Annotated in this window: 16 protein-coding genes and 1 pseudogene; 5 read left to right on the top strand and 12 right to left on the bottom strand. The window is 45.1% G+C overall.

What is annotated here, in order from left to right; genetic code table 11:
• Positions 1-51 precede the first annotated feature (51 nt).
• Positions 52-1,482, top strand: coding sequence for a polysaccharide deacetylase family protein (locus AC6CHU_RS15610; protein WP_159862212.1), 1,431 nt, complete (start codon positions 52-54; stop codon positions 1,480-1,482).
• Between the two features lie 42 nt (positions 1,483-1,524).
• Here the strand turns inward: AC6CHU_RS15610 and AC6CHU_RS15615 are convergent, their stop codons facing one another.
• The gene (locus tag AC6CHU_RS15615) at positions 1,525-1,983 is read right to left on the bottom strand and encodes a GNAT family N-acetyltransferase (protein ID WP_159862213.1); all 459 of its coding nucleotides are present in this window, start codon (positions 1,981-1,983) and stop codon (positions 1,525-1,527) included.
• A gap of 153 nt (positions 1,984-2,136) precedes the next feature.
• Between AC6CHU_RS15615 and AC6CHU_RS15620 the strand changes: the two genes are divergently transcribed.
• The 3 genes from AC6CHU_RS15620 to AC6CHU_RS15630 are packed head-to-tail and all read left to right on the top strand — an operon-like array spanning position 2,137 to position 5,609.
• The gene (locus AC6CHU_RS15620; RefSeq protein WP_498122248.1) at positions 2,137-3,471 is read left to right on the top strand and encodes a spore germination protein; all 1,335 of its coding nucleotides are present in this window, start codon (positions 2,137-2,139) and stop codon (positions 3,469-3,471) included.
• A complete protein-coding gene (locus AC6CHU_RS15625) occupies positions 3,461-4,540 on the top strand; it encodes a GerAB/ArcD/ProY family transporter (protein ID WP_159862215.1) in 1,080 nt (359 codons plus the stop codon). Before AC6CHU_RS15620 ends, AC6CHU_RS15625 begins: the two co-directional genes overlap by 11 nt.
• Positions 4,527-5,609, top strand: a complete 1,083-nt coding sequence (locus AC6CHU_RS15630; protein ID WP_159862216.1) for a Ger(x)C family spore germination protein — start codon at positions 4,527-4,529, stop codon at positions 5,607-5,609. Before AC6CHU_RS15625 ends, AC6CHU_RS15630 begins: the two co-directional genes overlap by 14 nt.
• Before the next feature lie 157 nt (positions 5,610-5,766).
• Here AC6CHU_RS15630 and dnaB read toward each other — a convergent pair.
• The 4 genes and pseudogenes from dnaB to AC6CHU_RS15650 form a co-directional block, all read right to left on the bottom strand.
• Positions 5,767-7,071: pseudogene (gene dnaB, locus AC6CHU_RS15635) on the bottom strand (replicative DNA helicase).
• Entirely contained in the window at positions 7,071-7,412 is a 342-nt protein-coding gene (locus tag AC6CHU_RS15640) for a replicative helicase loader/inhibitor (RefSeq protein ID WP_159862438.1), read from the bottom strand. The pseudogene dnaB and the gene AC6CHU_RS15640 overlap by 1 nt, the downstream one beginning before the upstream one ends.
• Positions 7,405-8,148, bottom strand: coding sequence for a conserved phage C-terminal domain-containing protein (locus AC6CHU_RS15645; protein ID WP_159862218.1), 744 nt, complete (start codon positions 8,146-8,148; stop codon positions 7,405-7,407). The genes AC6CHU_RS15640 and AC6CHU_RS15645 overlap by 8 nt, the downstream gene beginning before the upstream one ends.
• Before the next feature lie 187 nt (positions 8,149-8,335).
• On the bottom strand, positions 8,336-8,776 hold the full coding sequence (locus AC6CHU_RS15650) for a GNAT family N-acetyltransferase (RefSeq protein WP_159862219.1): 441 nt from the start codon (positions 8,774-8,776) through the stop codon (positions 8,336-8,338).
• 202 nt (positions 8,777-8,978) lie between these two features.
• On the opposite strand from AC6CHU_RS15650, the gene AC6CHU_RS15655 reads away from it, so the two are divergent.
• The gene (locus AC6CHU_RS15655; protein ID WP_159862220.1) at positions 8,979-10,946 is read left to right on the top strand and encodes a M6 family metalloprotease domain-containing protein; all 1,968 of its coding nucleotides are present in this window, start codon (positions 8,979-8,981) and stop codon (positions 10,944-10,946) included.
• 228 nt (positions 10,947-11,174) lie between these two features.
• Here the strand turns inward: AC6CHU_RS15655 and AC6CHU_RS15660 are convergent, their stop codons facing one another.
• From AC6CHU_RS15660 to AC6CHU_RS15690, 7 genes are all read right to left on the bottom strand, one after another.
• Positions 11,175-11,402, bottom strand: coding sequence for a hypothetical protein (locus AC6CHU_RS15660; protein ID WP_159862221.1), 228 nt, complete (start codon positions 11,400-11,402; stop codon positions 11,175-11,177).
• 11 nt (positions 11,403-11,413) lie between these two features.
• Positions 11,414-12,373, bottom strand: a complete 960-nt coding sequence (locus AC6CHU_RS15665; protein WP_159862222.1) for a 3-oxoacyl-ACP synthase III family protein — start codon at positions 12,371-12,373, stop codon at positions 11,414-11,416.
• A gap of 191 nt (positions 12,374-12,564) precedes the next feature.
• Positions 12,565-13,065 (bottom strand): anthrone oxygenase family protein, encoded by a 501-nt coding sequence (locus AC6CHU_RS15670; RefSeq protein ID WP_159862223.1) that lies wholly within the window; start codon positions 13,063-13,065, stop codon positions 12,565-12,567.
• Entirely contained in the window at positions 13,065-13,676 is a 612-nt protein-coding gene (locus AC6CHU_RS15675) for a DUF5957 family protein (RefSeq protein ID WP_236566105.1), read from the bottom strand. The genes AC6CHU_RS15670 and AC6CHU_RS15675 overlap by 1 nt, the downstream gene beginning before the upstream one ends.
• Before the next feature lie 132 nt (positions 13,677-13,808).
• Complete coding sequence (locus AC6CHU_RS15680; RefSeq protein ID WP_159862225.1) at positions 13,809-14,498, bottom strand: winged helix-turn-helix domain-containing protein; 690 nt, start codon at positions 14,496-14,498, stop codon at positions 13,809-13,811.
• Complete coding sequence (locus AC6CHU_RS15685) at positions 14,483-15,589, bottom strand: sensor histidine kinase (protein WP_498122252.1); 1,107 nt, start codon at positions 15,587-15,589, stop codon at positions 14,483-14,485. Before AC6CHU_RS15685 ends, AC6CHU_RS15680 begins: the two co-directional genes overlap by 16 nt.
• 210 nt (positions 15,590-15,799) lie before the next feature.
• Positions 15,800-16,036 carry a hypothetical protein gene (locus AC6CHU_RS15690; protein WP_498122254.1) on the bottom strand — a complete coding sequence of 79 codons (237 nt, stop codon included), beginning with the start codon at positions 16,034-16,036 and terminating at the stop codon, positions 15,800-15,802.
• Positions 16,037-16,110 lie beyond the last annotated feature (74 nt).

A 16,110-nucleotide genomic window follows, 5' to 3' on the forward strand; every position in this document is an offset into this window, starting at 1 on the left:
TATATATTTGGAGAGTCATAATTTCATAAGGCAGGAAAGGAAAGGATATCATTGCTTAAGCGGCTAAAAGGGCCTTCATGGGCCGTCATCTTCGTCTTCATTGCAGGCATTTATTACTTCATCAGCTCTGGAGCAGACAGCAGTCTCCAGGCTTTTTCGAGAACAGAAACCACTTCCCCGGCAGCTTTCCCCGGATTAAATCTTGAAACCCGGACAAAGGAAACGAAATCTTATACCCTTGCGATTAGTACTCCGATAACGAAATTCGAGAATTTGAACAAACCGATGAAAGATTGGATTCAGGCTCAGGAATCAGAATTTCTGAAGACGGTCAAAGCAAACCGGCAGCTGATGGACAGTAAGGAATTCCGTGCCCATCTTAATATTAAGGCAGAGCCTAAAAAAATCTCCGATACCATGTACACCCTAGTTTTTGAGGCCTACCGATATTCCGGCGGCGCAAACGGCCAGGCTGAGGTTAAAACGTTCACCGTCGATATCGGCAAGCAGAAAATGGTTCAGCTTGAGGATGTTATCCATATGGATGAGGAATCCCTGGCGACACTCAGGACGCTGATAAAAAATCAAATGGGCGAGAAGGAAGAACTCCAGGACTATCTGTTTGAGGACTTCCTTGACGAGGCGCTTGAAAATCCGCTGAACTGGAAATGGGCACTAAGCGGCAAGCATTTCACGCTTTATTTTAACGAATATGAAATCGCGGCCGGTGCAGCCGGTGCAGTAAAAGTGAAAGTTCCCATCGAACAGATTCGTCCCCTCTTAAAGGATGAAATCATCCGGCATTTGGAGCTTCCTGACATTCAGGCTCCTGAACCGGAAGTGAGCGAACCAGAAACAGCTCCGCTGGATCCGGCCGGCAAGTACATTGCCCTTACTTTTGACGATGGGCCACACCCAAAAGTAACACCGCTAATCCTGGATATCTTAAAAAGGCATAATGCAAAGGCTACCTTTTATATGCTTGGCAGCCAGGCGCAATTTTATCCTGCCCTTGCAAGCCAGGTGGCAGAAGAAGGTCATGAAATCGGCAACCACAGTAACAGTCATGCGGATCTTTCCTCCCTCGGCGCAAAAGAAATCCGCAAAGAAATGGAAGAAGCCAGCGCCAAAATCAAAGAAGCCAGCGGCCAGCTTCCCGCAACCGTCCGCCCGCCTTATGGCGCCATGAATGAGGATGTGAAGAAGATTGCCGGAATGGCCCAAACACCGCTTATTCTGTGGTCTGTTGATTCACTCGATTGGAAAACACTCAATGCCCATTCAATCAAAAAAATAGTGAAGGCTAATGCCGTGCCAGGCTCGATCGTCTTAATGCACGACATCCATATGCCAACTGCTCAAGCACTGCCGGAACTCCTGACTTATCTGGAAAAAGAGGGCTACGAATTCATTACCGTCTCTCAGCTTCTGTCCCTGCAGGAGCAGGAAGTAACCGGCACGTTTTTTGGAAAAAGATCATAAGCATACAGCTAAACGCTCAGGTTTTTTCCTGAGCGTTTTGTTTTATGCGCCTGTCCCCTTTTCATAAAACTGAATGGAACCGCCGCCCGCCCCGAAAACCTCTCCTCTATGCAACCAGCCATATTTTTCATAATACCCTTTTAAATCTGTCTGGAGATAGAGTTTTTTAAAACCAAGCTTTGCCGCTTCTTCAATAGCATGATCAAGCAGGCTGGATCCAAGCTTCTGTCCTCGGCTGCCGGGATCAATGTACAGACAGGCAAGCCACGGCTGCAGATCCTGCCGGCTATTGAGATCATTGCGGATTAAGGCATATATGCCAATGATTTCCTCATCCTGGATAGCTGCATAAAACCTTGGGATTCCGTCATCTGTATTCCCGGAGTGAATCATGCAATCCTGGTAAAAAGTGAAGTTTTCACCTGATCCCCACTTCTCCCAGAAATATTGAACTGCACTATCCAATAAATAAGGATGTTCGTGAACTGCGATAATTTTCATTCTTCTTTCCTCCCGCATAAATTATGCCCCTTTAATCTTGGTCCTGGATGAACTCTTAGCCGAGGTTAACCGCCAAATAAAGTTGATAGGAATAAAATTTTCCAGCAAGCGAAGAATAATAATATTTATGTCTTTATAAAGGGGTAACCCGCCATGGACCGTTTTATTAATGAAATAAAAGCAGAGCTTGGCAACAATAGCGATTTTCATCTTCAAAGGGACTATCTTGCGGATGCTGCCGTGATGCTGATGGGATTTAATACACTCATTGATTTTATCAAAACGAGAACAGTGCTGCACAAGCTTGCAGAGAGCCTCCTTTCCCTGAATCAGCACCCTCAGGATTTATGGGAGGCAATAGGAGAAGTGATGGAGGGGGATGTCCGAAAGGCCATTTCATCCATATTTGAAGGCAAACTGATCATACATTTTGAAAACACCGACCGTTTTATCATTATGGAGCCTGTTCCGCCTATGCTTGATCGCTCGGTTGATTCACCCACAAACGAAAATGTGATTCAAGGAGCATTGGATGCTTTTACAGAAGGAATTGATACGAATATCGGCATCGTCCGAAAACTGGTGAACTCGGACAAAATCAGAATCGACTCATTCTCAGCCGGCCGCAGCCGCAATAACAAACTTTCCATGCTGTATATAGAGGGTGAAGCAGATATAGAGCTGGTTAACAGCATCCGTGATCATATTGAAAAGAACATCCAAATGGAAGCAGGTGATCTGCAGGGGCTTGCCAAAATGCTTGGTTTTCCATCTTGGAACGCTATCTCTAAATTTAATACAACCGAGCTTCCCCATCATGCGGTCCAGAATCTGAGAAAAGGAAAAGTAATTCTGTTCGTGGATCGCTTGCCTTTTGCGCTTATTCTTCCAAATCTGTTCTGGGATATGTTCGCTGCTGAAAATGACCGAAATTTCCCCCTGCCTATCATGCTGGCAATCAGGCTAATCAGAATCATCGGCATTTTAATCACACTGATCACACCCGGGCTTTATGTGGCACTGGTTTCCGTAAACCCTGAAGTCCTTCAGATCCAGCTGGCTTTATCAGTTGCCCAAAGCCGTGAAGGCGTACCTTATCCAGCCTTGGTGGAAATTATTTTTATGCTGCTTATTCTGGAATTAATCCTGGAAGCCAGTGTAAGACTGCCAAAATCCATAGGCCCCACCATTACAATGGTTGGAGGAATTATTCTGGGGCAGGCTGCCGTGGAAGCGAAATTAGTCAGCAATCTCCTAATCATCATTCTTGCCGCTACTACCATCGCCAACTCAACTATCGTAGGATTTCAGAATACTGTTGCCATCCGGCTTTTCAAGTATGCCATTGTGCTTCTGGCAGCGATATTTGGCATCCTGGGACTGGTTGCCGGTTTGGTTTTCATTTGCGCTTATCTGGCAAGCCTCAATACCTATGGCAAGTCCTATCTCTACTTAAATGTAAAAGGGAATGAAAGCAATGGCGGATAAAAGTTTGCATGTCATGCTGATGTATGTCATTAGTCATTTAGGCCTTATTTTCTTTATGTATCCAGGCAATGTGATTTCGAGTACAGAACAGGGCCACTGGCTTCCTGTTCTGATCGGCGTGGCCATTCATTTCTTTTTTATCACTGTATATATGAAGGGACTTAGCTATTTTCCGAAAAAAGACATCATTCAAATCTATGCAGGGATCGGAAAAGGGACAGCTATCTTTTTTATTATTCCGGTTTTCTTCTATTTCAGCATGATCTTATTGATTACGGTCCGGGCTTATGCCGAAATCATTACCATCGTCTTTTTATCAAATACTCCTTTATGGGCAATCATGCTTTTACTGATTTCCATCTCGACCTATATAGCGGTCAAAGGAGTTGAAACGATTTTTCGCACAGGACTTCTCCTGTCCCTTTTATTTCTTCCCGTAATCATCTTTATCTTCTTTACTTCTTTCCAAAACGCAGACTGGAGGTACATCGTTCCTTTAGATGCAGATCTCGGATTCCTTATGAAGAGAACATACTTTGAAAGCTTTTTCGCTTTCTCTGGAGGCTTTCTCTTTCTCGGCTTTGTCCAGCCTTATTTCTCTTATGACAGAAAATATGTATTATGGGCCGCTGCATTTCTTATTCCCTTTTTCCTTTTTTCAGTCTATATTCCAGTCCTGACCTTTGGGCAGGCAACCTCGGCTACAACCTTCCTCCCCTATGTAATAGCCGTGGATGCCATCAATATTAATTGGCTGATGTTCGACAGGGTCACCATGTTTTTCCTGTTAAGCCTGATCTGCTTTGTCATGCTTTATATTGCACTTGTGTCATGGAAAGCAGTCCGGATTGCAAATCATTATCTGCCTGCGATTAAACCGGTAAAGTTACTGCTTGCCCTGTCGGCTTTAGTGTACATTTCCTGTTTTTTCATTCCAGACTGGAGGGCGGTTGAGCAATTATTTTGGTGGAATACATTTTTACGGTTTTACATCCTGATGGCCGTTCCTTTTTCACTATTATTCTTTGGATATCGCATGAAGAGGAAGAGTAATCATGAAAACATGTAAATGGAAATCCAACATCTCTATTGCACTCTGTCTGCTTCTGACAGTCATAATATTGACCGGCTGCTGGGACATCAGGGATATCAACCATCGGACACTCCCCATCGTTCTTGGCATTTCTACAGATGAGGAGGGTAAATACAAAGTATTTCTAAAGATCCCTGAACCTGTGGAAGATAAGGTTGAAGTGAAAATCGTCAGCGGAACCGGTGAGACCATTTCCCATGCAATCGATGCAATCAGCCGGAACATGGAGAGCACGATTGACCTCCTTCACGTCAAGGTCATTATGATTGAGAGGAAAACGGCTGAGGAAGGCATGAAAGATATTATTGCCGGTTTCATCAGATCTCGGGAAGTATCACCCAAAGCACTCATTACAATTTGTGACCAGAACCTGGATGAGTTTTTTTCGATTCTTTCCACTTCAAAGAACCTACAGGGAACCAACATGTTCGAATTCTTTGAAAAAAATGCAGGCTGGAACCCGGAAATTGCTCTTACACGAATATGGGAAGTGTACCGCAGCATCCATTCGTATACACGTGATGTAGCGATCCCCATGATTGCTACGGGAGAAACGACATCTTACCGGCAAACCGGATCGGCCGTTATCAAAAACGGAAAGATGGTTGAGCAGATCAGTAATGACGAAACCCTGCTATTCAACGCTTTCAACAATGAAAGCACCCATGGACAAATTGAAGTTCTGAATCATGCAAGTGTCATGATCACCGCAAACTCGATGGACCATTATATTGAATTTAAGAATAACCAGCCTTATCTCAAAAGCCGTGTCAAACTAAAGGTGGTCCTCCTGGAAACCAGGGGCAAAACCACCGATGCCATGATTAAAAAAGAATTAAGGCGCATGCTGACAAGCCGGTTTAATGACATGCTGGCCAAACTCCAGAAGAGCGAAGCAGATATACTCGGCTTGGGGCAATTGTACCGCACGAAAATCAGCCGAAAAGATTTGAAAAACTGGCGGTCGGTTTATTATCCAACTTTAAAGTCTGATATCCAATTTGACATTGATATCCAAAATGAGGGGTATTTGAAAACCATCTGATGGGGCAGATCACCTGTCCCTAATCAGGTCTCTATTCGACCTGATTAGGGCCGCTCACCGCCGGGCTTTCCCTCTAAGCGGCTCTATTCTCCTTGATTAGCGCCGCTCACCCTCAGTCTTGACATCTAAGCCCCTCTATTCCACCCGACTACTCCCCCTAACTCCCCTGCTGCAGCTCCCCAAACTTCCCAATCTCCTTCATAAACGCCAGCCGAACTGTCCCAATCGGCCCATTCCGCTGTTTGGCGAGGATAATCTCTATCGTATCCTTACGGTCGGAGTCCTTATCGTAATAATCATCACGGTATAAAAACGCAATCAAGTCTGCATCCTGCTCAATCTGCCCGCTCTCACGCAAATCTGATAGCATCGGCCGCTTGTCCTGCCTGCTTTCCACGCCCCGGCTCAGCTACGACAAGGCAATTACCGCTACATTCAATTCCCTGGCCATCGTCTTCAGCTTCCGGCTGATTTCGCTGATTTCCGCCTGACGGTTCTGATGCCCCGGATCCCCCGAAATCAGCTGCAGATAATCAATCACCACCAGCATCCGTTTCCCCTCTCCGTACTCCCGGCGTGCTTTTCTGACCTTGGACCAGATGTATCCAATATTCATTCCCGCCCGGTCAAAAATATGCAGATTCACCTCACCGAATGACCCCATCACACTGGAAAATTGAGTCCAGTCTCCCTCACCGAAATAACGCTTCGGATTCCGGAGTTTTATCGAGCTGATTTCTCCTTTACAGCTGATCATCCTTTTCAGGAGCTGCTTTTTGGACATCTCCAGTGAAAAAATAAGGGCCGTATTCTGATCAGCTGCGTTCATGGCCATGTTCAGAGCAAAGGCTGTTTTCCCAACACTGGGGCGCGCTCCAACAATAATCAAATCAGACTCCTGGAATCCTCCGGTCAGCTTGTCCAGACTCCTAAAACCTGACGGAATCCCGGTCATTTCGCCAAGATCCTTCTCAGCTTCCCCGTAAAGCTCGACCAAAGAAGGCACAACATCCCCCAGGTCATCATCACCAACAAGATCCTCAATCTGCATAAGATCCTGAATGCCATCCCTCAAAGTACAGGATATGTCTCCGGTCTGCGCACTCTCCTGAATCCGCCCCGCAATCTCAACAGCTTTGCGCTTTTGGTAATATTCAAAAACGGTATCCTGATAAAATGTAAAGTTCGCTGCAGTCGGCACACTTCCCGCAATCTCGGTAATATAGCCGATTCCCCCAATGCTCTCAAGATTGTGGTGGCCCGCTTCTTCCACAACTGAAATCACATCAACCGGCTTCCCCTTCGCATCAAGCTGCAGGATAATCGTCATCAGCCGCTTTAATCTCGATAAATAAAAGTGTTCCGGCCGCAGCTTACAATCTTTGATCAGCCCATCCTCCAAGAACAGTGCCCCCACCGCCGCCTCTTCTGCCTCCTGACTGTATAGCCCATACCCCAGCATCAGACTTCACCTCTGGCTATCCCCAGAATCTCCCGCATTTTCGCTAGCTCCGCCTGAACCACTTCCTCCCTTGCCGGCTTCCAGGATGTCGGCACAATAAGGGCCGTATCCCGGCAATCCGGAATGGCTCTGGATACAGCCATAGGTTTCCGCACCAGATCCGAAATCTTCGGTGAATATGGGGACTCCTCCACATGACGATACAAATTCAGCTGCAGTTCTTCAATCTCATAAGGATGCAGCAACTCGTGCCAATAATCAATTTTCTGCTGATTCACCTCAAACTGCTCGTAATAAACGGCAATTAGCGCCAGCAGCGTATACGTCTCCCGTTTAGTCATCAAGGTTGAAATCCTCCTCCCGCAGCTGCTTTGTAAGAGGCTTTTGATTCAGGTACGATTCAAAACGGGTGCCAAACAGCGTCTCCGGCCTCAGGAACTTCCGCCAATACGGGTCATGCAGCCATTCCTCTGCCTTCAGGTCGATCACTTTTTTAAAATCCTCCAGCCTGAATCCCTCCAGCCATCGTGCCCGGATCAGATTCTTCGTCTTCTTCGAGCCTGTCCGGTAAGCTGATTGGGTTTGGCTGTTCAGGTATTCGATAACCGCAGCATAAGGGATATCTTTTTTCTCTGTTGTAGTCTCTGTAGTAATCTCTGGTATTGGTTGCTGCACATTGTCATCTTCGGAGTCGCAATCTGTTATATTCAGTTCTTCAGACTGTGATTCTCGATGTTCCATGCCAAGTGATTCTTCCCATTCAGCCAGTTTTTGATAATCAATTGTGTACCATTTGGTCTTATCCATTTTACTGGCATTAAAATTCGCAGATACCAAGTATCCTCTCTCCTCAAGGGAACGAATGGTACGTCCGATCGTCGCATGAGACCAGAATGGCATCTGCTTTTTCCAGTCTTTATAGGTATTGTAAATCCATTTGCGCCCTTCTTTTAGATGCCTGCTCCTCACAAGCCAATAATGAATCTGCTGAAGGAGCACCGCCTCATTCAGTCCCAGCTTTTCCGCCAATGACGGAAGTATTAAAATAGGCTTTTCATTTACCAAAAGTGAACTCATATACATCCCTCCACAATTTATATTCTCGAATTCTGCTACATTCGGATTGGCAGATTCGAGAATCGCAACCCTTTCATATGTATACATATATAGTTGAGCCCTAAAAGGACAGGGTGAATGTATATTTTTCCGGTAATTATGGTATATTTCATGAACAAATAAAGAAAGGCTGCCTTTTTCAGCAGCCTTACATTGGTAACCTTTTCTCCAGCACGATCTTATGTATTCCTTTTTCATCGGTGCAGGTTTCGATAACATCGAATCTATGCTTAAGATTCAGAATCAGCATCCCTCTCCATTTGTTCATCGTCTTCGTCCGGACCATCTTATACCCCATTTCTGTTAAGTGTTCATGCTGCTTTTCCATTAACTTAGAAGCAATACCATTTCGCCTGTATTGAGGATCCACTCCGCCTAGCCAACTATAAAAGGTATCCTCATTCAGGCGGTATCCCATTTTATACCCAATCACTTTTTCCCCATCCATAGCAGTCAGCACCAGCAAATCAGGTTTGGTTTTCATTTTGACGGCTAACCCTTCAGAATCGCCGAATATGCTCCCATGAAGTTGATCTATTCCTTCTAACATGTCATCCCCTGTCATTGAAATAAAGATATTTAATTTCATATGTACCTCCCCGCGCAGATAGCTCTCCTCCTCTAAATATACCAAATTTATACTATCGCTGCTCTCTACCTTTAGTATATTACAGGCATCTAGTCTTAGTTCTCCTGCACCATTTTGAATATTTTAAATATTTTATATTTTTATTCACGAAACAAAATTGTATAATTTACCAGAATACTAGAATTAAGGGAGGCGAAATAAGTTGAGGCAATTGAAAAAGTCTTTAATCTTATTTGTTACATTGCTTTTAATGTCCATTTCTTCTGCGGCTTATGCAGAAAAACCGGGTCTCGAAGACTTCCCGGAACCTGCAGATATGCAGTCCTGGGAGCTTCCTGAGGATATGACCTGGGAAGATTACCGGCCGATTCCGGGAATTGACTGGCGCACGGCTGATATTAAGCCTGAGAGAGTATTAAGGGGAGCACTTGTCATTGTCGATTTTCCTGACCGGGAGTTTATTCTAAGTCAGCCGGAAGGATCTGAAGTGGCAGGCAACCCTATTGGGACCGGTAATATCCCGCGGGATGAAATCGGCCAGTTCTGGGTAGATTTCCTGAACAAACCGCAGCCACTGAATAACCATCGGACGATTAATGAATATTGGAGAGAAAATTCGTATGGCAAATGGGCTGTTGAACTTGATTCATTTGGAACCTACCGGATGGACCACAATGAATTCCAGTATGGACTGAACGAATTTGGACAGCAATCCAATATGCCGGGAGAATATCAGGCAAAAAATTTAAGAGCTGAAGCAATGGAAAAGGCGCAAGCAGATATCGCCGCTTCAGGCAAACATTACGATTTCACCTTCATCCTGCATGCCGGATATGATGAGTCAGGCGTCTGGCAGGAGTTTGGGGAAATGATGTTCCAGACAGCAGAAGATGTAGCAAAGGAATTCGGACCTCCTTTTGAAGGATTCCCGAATTCCGCCAATACCCGCTATGTTCCTTGGACTTCTTGGCTTGCTGCGAAAAGCATCTGGTCCAGTGCCAGCAACGGGGTTTCCATTCAAGGTGAAAATGACGGAATGGGTACCTTCGCCCATGAATTCGGCCATATTATGAAATTGGGAGATAACTACAACAATCCATATGGAAAGCCTGTTTCCCGCTCCTATTCCGGTCCCTGGGAATTAATGAGCCGGGGAAGCTTTAATGGGCCTGCAGGGCCTCATACACGCTGGATGGTACTCCCTACTCTGGGAGGGTCAGCTCCGGCGCATCACATGCTCCGGAACAAAATCAAGCAAGGCTTCTTATCGGAAGACCAGTACTTGAACATCAGCCGTGAGGAATTGGCTGAAACCGGACCTGTGTTTACCGATATCCTGGCACGCGCGGTACCGGCCGGTGAAGAGTTTGGCCGCAATGCCCTTCATGGCATCAACATCAGCATGGAAGATCTGACTCCGAAAAATTCACTTGAGGACGACTGGCGTGCTGATATGCAGCGCGGGGAAAAGTGGTATAACAACTATACGGTAGAAGTAGTGGACCGTGTAGGATTCGATTCGTTCACTCCAGATTCCGGGGTTCTACTGGCTAAAACCAAAAATACGGAAGCCGCACCAAACATCTGGGTAATCGACTCTCACGCAGAGGACATTAACAAGGTTGACTTTAAACGCCCTGACGGAACAGAAGCCATGTATTCAAAAGGGGATTACAGGCAGCTTTCGGATTCTCTCTTTAAAGCCGGAACCGATGAAGGCGTTGTCAGCGAATATAAGGACGAGCATAACCGTCTTCACTTTTACATTTTAAATAAAAAGATAGATCATGAAGGAGCACTCTCCTATCGAGTTGCCGTCCGTCATATGGATGAATCTGGACCGGCCACAAGAGGCGTCTCAGCTGAAAAAAGCAAAGTCCAATTTGCTGCTCCAGGCAAAGTAGCAGCCTATTACTTCAAGGTAACCAATACAGGAAATGCTGCGGATCTTATCCGCCTTAATGCCAAGACAGAAGCTGGCTGGGAGCTCATGCTGGAGCATAATGTGATTGAGGTGCCAGCCGGTGCAACAGTAGATGTTCCAGTTTATGTAAAAATCCCAAAAACCAAGCCGGTACCGACAAACCTTACATTTACAAGCACCTCTGAAACCGATCCTGCCAAAAAGGATACAGTTACACGCCGTGTTGGCCCTGGTGCGGGGAAATAAACTATGGAGGACACTCTTTTGTGTCCTCTTTTTCAAATTGCAAAGGGACAGTGGGAACTTTCCCTTCAAAAAGTTTTATGGTGTTAGCTTGGCTATTTTACAAATAAGACCTTGATGTTCGCAGGCTTCCTTACTTCAGCTCCTCAAAAGTTGCAGAATCAGGTATAGCAATCTTTCATATCGACAAATCCTTATGGAATGCTTTTACAATTTCATCTGATAGAAGATCTAAGAAGTATTCACCCCCTTCTGCTTTTGCCTGTCTTGGATCTCCCAGTATGCCTGCTTCTGTAATGCCGGATATCCCACTATCAAATAGATCCTGTCATTTTTATTAAAGTCTCCTCCATGTGAGGAAAAGAGAATGACCTTAAGACGGGCTGTATTAATTCTAGCAGCAGAAAAGATTGGTGATGGTTTCCATCTCTCCTCCATGCCCACAGCTTCCTTCAGCAAGACCGAACTCCTTATCTCCCCCACCTGATCAGCGCTGCTGCCCAAGCCAAACCTGATCCAAAACCCGCCAGGACAACATGGTCTCCGGTTTTAATCCGTCCCGTCTCCACTTCATCAGCAAGAGCGAGTGCCACACTGGCAGAAGAAGTGTTTCCGTAGTACTGGACGGCATGGGTGGCTACCTTCCCAATTGGGAATTCAAGATTATGTACCGCTTTTTCAATAATGCGAAGGTTTGCCTGATGTGGAACCAGATAATCTAAGTCATTGAGAGTTAAATTGGCCTTTTGCAAGACGTCTTTTACAATACTTGGAATGTAGGTCGAAGCAAATTGAAATATGGCCTCGCCATCCATTGACGGCCTGTGATTTTTGTCTTCTCTCATATATTCAGACCCGGATCCATCAGAACCTGCTGTTGAAGATAATAAGCCAAAGCCTTCTGACACTTTCCCGACAATCGCAGCGCCCGCTCCGTCGCCAAACAGAATATTAACCTTTCTTTCATTCTTGTTTTCTAATACCATATTACGGGAACATTCATCTACACCAATGACCAGCACTTTTTTCGCAAAGCCGGTCTGTACATACTGAAAGCCATTCAGCAGAGCTAATACAAACCCAGCGCAGCCTACACTCATATCATAGGCTCCAGCTGTGGTCGGGATGCCGAGGCGGCTTTGAACCTGACAGGCAATAGAGGGATAGATGCGTTCCTGTGTAATAGTGGAGAGAATAACAAAATCAATTTCGGATGCATCTGTATTCGCATTCTCCAAGGCTGCTTCCCCTGCTTTACACGCCATGTCTACCATATCAATGCCTGGAATCGTAAATCTTCTTTCCTTGATGCCTGTCATTTTTTCAATGGATCTGCCAGAAATGCCGCACTTTTCATTGAAAAAATCATTAGTCACTACCCGAGGCGGCAAATAGCTCCCTACCCCCATTATTCCAGCATTTTTCAACATGTTAGCATCTCCTTTTTTGACGAATTTTGTTGGACTACCTCAATTGTACCCAATATTTTCATAATTTAGGAGTAATTTGTATAATAGATAGTTTCATAGTTAGGAAAAGCTGGAGTCTCCGTAAATATAAGCTATGTGCGGAGAAATAAATGATTAAAAAGGGACAGTTCCGGCTGCCCCTTTTCATTTGCCTACTCTCTTTCCTGCAAATCTATCTTATAAAACTTTAGAAATCCCACAAACACCATAACCGCACCAATCGTGCTGCAAGCTACTCTGATCCAATTGATCATCAGAAACTCCCTTGCTGTCTGTTTCAGAAATGCTGCAGAATGAACACTCTGCCCTTCAATAAACATAATTTCATTTCTCGGCCATTCAAATACCATGGAGATGAGCCCTAAAAGAATCATGACAAGAATGCTTCCCAGAACCCAGCGGCGGGCAGACTTTTGCTTCCACACCAGAATCAGCGCACCGGCACCAGTGACCCAGCTCGCAAATCCAAGCGGCGGGAAGAAGGTATGGGGGCTTGCAGCCTTCATAAAATCCATCGAAACCTCCAGCGATTCCGGCATGTTATGAAAAATATTCGGATACACCATGAATACCTCCAGTACAAAAGCCCCCAGCGTAATAAAGGTAATCCATAAATAGGAAACCATAAAGAAATACGTTAATTTTTGCTTCATTATTTTTCCTCCCCCTTTTTATACTGCCAGGCGGGCAGTATCACCGCTGAACAGGCAGCCATATAAATCGGCAGAAATTTGATGCCAATAGGCTTATCCACTAAAATCAGTCCAACGATGGCGATTACATTTGAAAATAGGATTCCAGCTGTAAATCCGCCGGCGGCACCGCCCAATGCCCAAATCAGGAGCCCTCTTTCCTTTCCTGCAGAAGCTTTAACGGGGTTCTCATTCCTGTAAGTCCCCTTTAGAACCTTACGAACTGCTGCAGCACCTGCCCCCAGAAACACAATCCCGGCAATTGGATGAAAAGCGCCCAGCCAGCTGATCCTCCACCCCATGTTCGCCGTAAAGTACATGACAAACAGCAGCAGGAAAACGATCGTCATTTCCTTATAGATCCGCTTGAAAAATCCTCCTGCCAGCGCAGACAGCATCATCAGCACCGGAATGGCATAGCCAAACAAATGAACAAACATTTTATGGGCAGCCCACTTGGACGGATCTCCAAAGATCGACATCCCAGCAAGCAAAAATTGAACCAGCAGGCAGCCCAGATAAACCAAACCCAATCCTATATAACTATTTTCAGCCAGTGTTCTTTTTGGCATTGTCAGTTTCCCCTCTCTTGTTTCCTTTACAAAACCCATTCTACGGAGAGGTTCTAACAGCACTCTTATCAATTTCTTACAGAATTATTAAATCCAAAAATAAAAAAAGAACGCATAGAAATCTATACGCTCTTACCGTTTAAACCGATACCCCACACCCCAAACCGTCTCAATATAATCCGGTTCAGATGGGTCTTTTTCAATTTTTTCCCGCAGTCTTCTGATATGAACTGTCACGGTTGTGACATCCCCATAGAAATCAAAGCCCCACACCTGCTCGAGCAAATGCTCTTTACTGAAGACCTGGTTCGGAGAGGATGCCATGAACTGCAGAAGGTCAAACTCTTTGGCGGTAAGGATTTTTTCTTGACTGCCTGCAAATACTTTCCGTGTACCCGGCTGAATCAGCAAATCCCCTATCCTGAGGTCTTCACCCTTGCTGGGACCGCTTGAAATCAGCCGGTCGTATCTGGCTATATGTGCCTTTACCCTGGCAATCAATTGATTGGGATTAAAAGGCTTGGCAATATAATCATCGGCTCCTCTGCCTAAGCCCCGAATCATATCAATGTCCTCATTTTTGGCTGTCACCATGATAATGGGAATCTCTGAGAATTCCCTGATTTTCCCGCAAACCTCATAGCCATCCATATCCGGAAGCATCAGGTCAAGTAAAACCAGCCGATAGGTGTTTGCTTTTAAGCGCTCCAGGCCTTCCTGACCGGTTGCCGCAATATCGGCCTCATACTGGTTCAATTCCAGGTAATCCCTTTCGAGCTCAGCAATACTAAGCTCATCCTCGATAATCAAGATTTTTTCCAATCAGCTTCCCCCTTTTTCAACGTAAAACATATACTAAGCCCCTGCCCGTCTCCTCCACTTGCCCAAACGGTCCCCCCGTGGCCTTCAATGATCTTTTTTACAATGGCGAGACCCAGACCGCTGCCGCCTGTGGCAGAATTCCTGGAGATATCCGTCCGGTAAAAGCGGTCAAATAAATGAGGCAGCTCAACCGGTGAGACGCCGGTACCATTGTCCTGGATTTCAACCGTCACGTACTCCTCTTCCGAAGACAGTCTGACGACTAATTCCTTTTTGCCTTCCTTCATATATTTCAAGCTGTTCTGCACAATATTTCCAATAACACGATTTAATTTCTCCCTGTCTGCCTGCACCCGATATGAATGATTGGGCTCGCATTCAAGACAAAGGTTGACTGGCTGTCCCGCCAGGTTAAACCGGAGCTCCTCGAGATAATCATCAAAATAGGATGCTAAATCCATCACCCTCAAATGGTAAGGAACATTCGGCAAATCAAGCTTGGAATACAATAAAAGCTCCGAAATCAAGGCTTCCATATCATCCGTCTTTTTTTCAATCGTGCCCAAATACCGCGCCAACTTTTCCGGCGTATTCGCCACTCCATCTGATATCCCCCTGATATAACCCTTAATGCTTGTTAAAGGGGTTTTTAAATCATGGGAAATGCTCGCAATCAATTCCTTCTGATTTTCTTCATACTGCTTTTGCATGGCATCGGCCTCCTTAAGCCTTTCGCGCATCATCTCAAAGGCGATCGCCAGCTCGTTCAGTTCATCCTTTCTCCCGGTAACTTCTATTTGGGTATCCAGATTTCCTCTGCTGATATCATTTGCCGCGTTCTTCAGCCGGAGAAGAGGGGCAATGATGCTTTTCGAAACAAGGAAAGTCAGGACGCCATTGGTCAAAACCAGCACCCCGACCAGCAGATAAATCCGGATCGACCGGAAGAATTCGAGATCCTCGTGATCGACTGATCCTTTTACAGGATAAAACAATACATATCCAATAATTATTTCCAGCAGTAAAAATAATAAAACAGGGAGCAGTACCATCCCTATATTCGATAATATCAATCGTTTTTTTATCGACATCCTGTCACCCCTGCTTTTAATAATAAAAACGAAAACCTCTTCAGAATAAATATAAGGTTCAATTCTAACCGAATCCTTATGCATATATTACAGAATTCTTAACAAATTTCTATGCACTTCCTATTATGTATGGGTTGCCAGTCTTCCACAGTTTCATTTGTCTTTTTTAATGGACAGGCTTGTTAAATGCTGTTTGTGTTTTATCCTAAGCTAAATGGCGACAGCTTTCCATTCAGCCATTCGTTTATCTAGCCATTCCATCAAGACAAAAGGGACGCCGATAGTCACCATATTTCCAAGAAAGAATAGAATCGTTAACGTTAAAAACACCAGTTCAAACATCGCATACACCCGCCGTTTTGTATAGTTCTCCTCCTGTATGAGAGCCTCTTCGTAATCACTTACTATTTTGTATGTCAGGAAGCGGGGAGTGATAGAACCAATCACAATCTATTAGATAACAATCAGGAAGCCATATCCAAAACTATCGCCAAGCATTAAAAAAGGACCTATTTAGGTCC

It is taken from the genome of Cytobacillus sp. GQ23 (genome assembly GCF_059758675.1).

Coding starts and splice junctions, on each gene's coding strand:
- AC6CHU_RS15615 (WP_159862213.1), bottom strand. CDS start 1,983: ATGAAAATTATCGCAGTTCACGAACATCCTTATTTATTGGATAGTGCA.
- AC6CHU_RS15665 (WP_159862222.1), bottom strand. CDS start 12,373: ATGTTGAAAAATGCTGGAATAATGGGGGTAGGGAGCTATTTGCCGCCT.
- AC6CHU_RS15630 (WP_159862216.1), top strand. CDS start 4,527: ATGAAAACATGTAAATGGAAATCCAACATCTCTATTGCACTCTGTCTG.
- AC6CHU_RS15625 (WP_159862215.1), top strand. CDS start 3,461: ATGGCGGATAAAAGTTTGCATGTCATGCTGATGTATGTCATTAGTCAT.
- AC6CHU_RS15650 (WP_159862219.1), bottom strand. CDS start 8,776: ATGAAATTAAATATCTTTATTTCAATGACAGGGGATGACATGTTAGAA.
- AC6CHU_RS15620 (WP_498122248.1), top strand. CDS start 2,137: ATGGACCGTTTTATTAATGAAATAAAAGCAGAGCTTGGCAACAATAGC.
- AC6CHU_RS15640 (WP_159862438.1), bottom strand. CDS start 7,412: ATGACTAAACGGGAGACGTATACGCTGCTGGCGCTAATTGCCGTTTAT.
- AC6CHU_RS15645 (WP_159862218.1), bottom strand. CDS start 8,148: ATGAGTTCACTTTTGGTAAATGAAAAGCCTATTTTAATACTTCCGTCA.
- AC6CHU_RS15675 (WP_236566105.1), bottom strand. CDS start 13,676: ATGCCAAAAAGAACACTGGCTGAAAATAGTTATATAGGATTGGGTTTG.
- AC6CHU_RS15670 (WP_159862223.1), bottom strand. CDS start 13,065: ATGAAGCAAAAATTAACGTATTTCTTTATGGTTTCCTATTTATGGATT.
- AC6CHU_RS15685 (WP_498122252.1), bottom strand. CDS start 15,589: ATGTCGATAAAAAAACGATTGATATTATCGAATATAGGGATGGTACTG.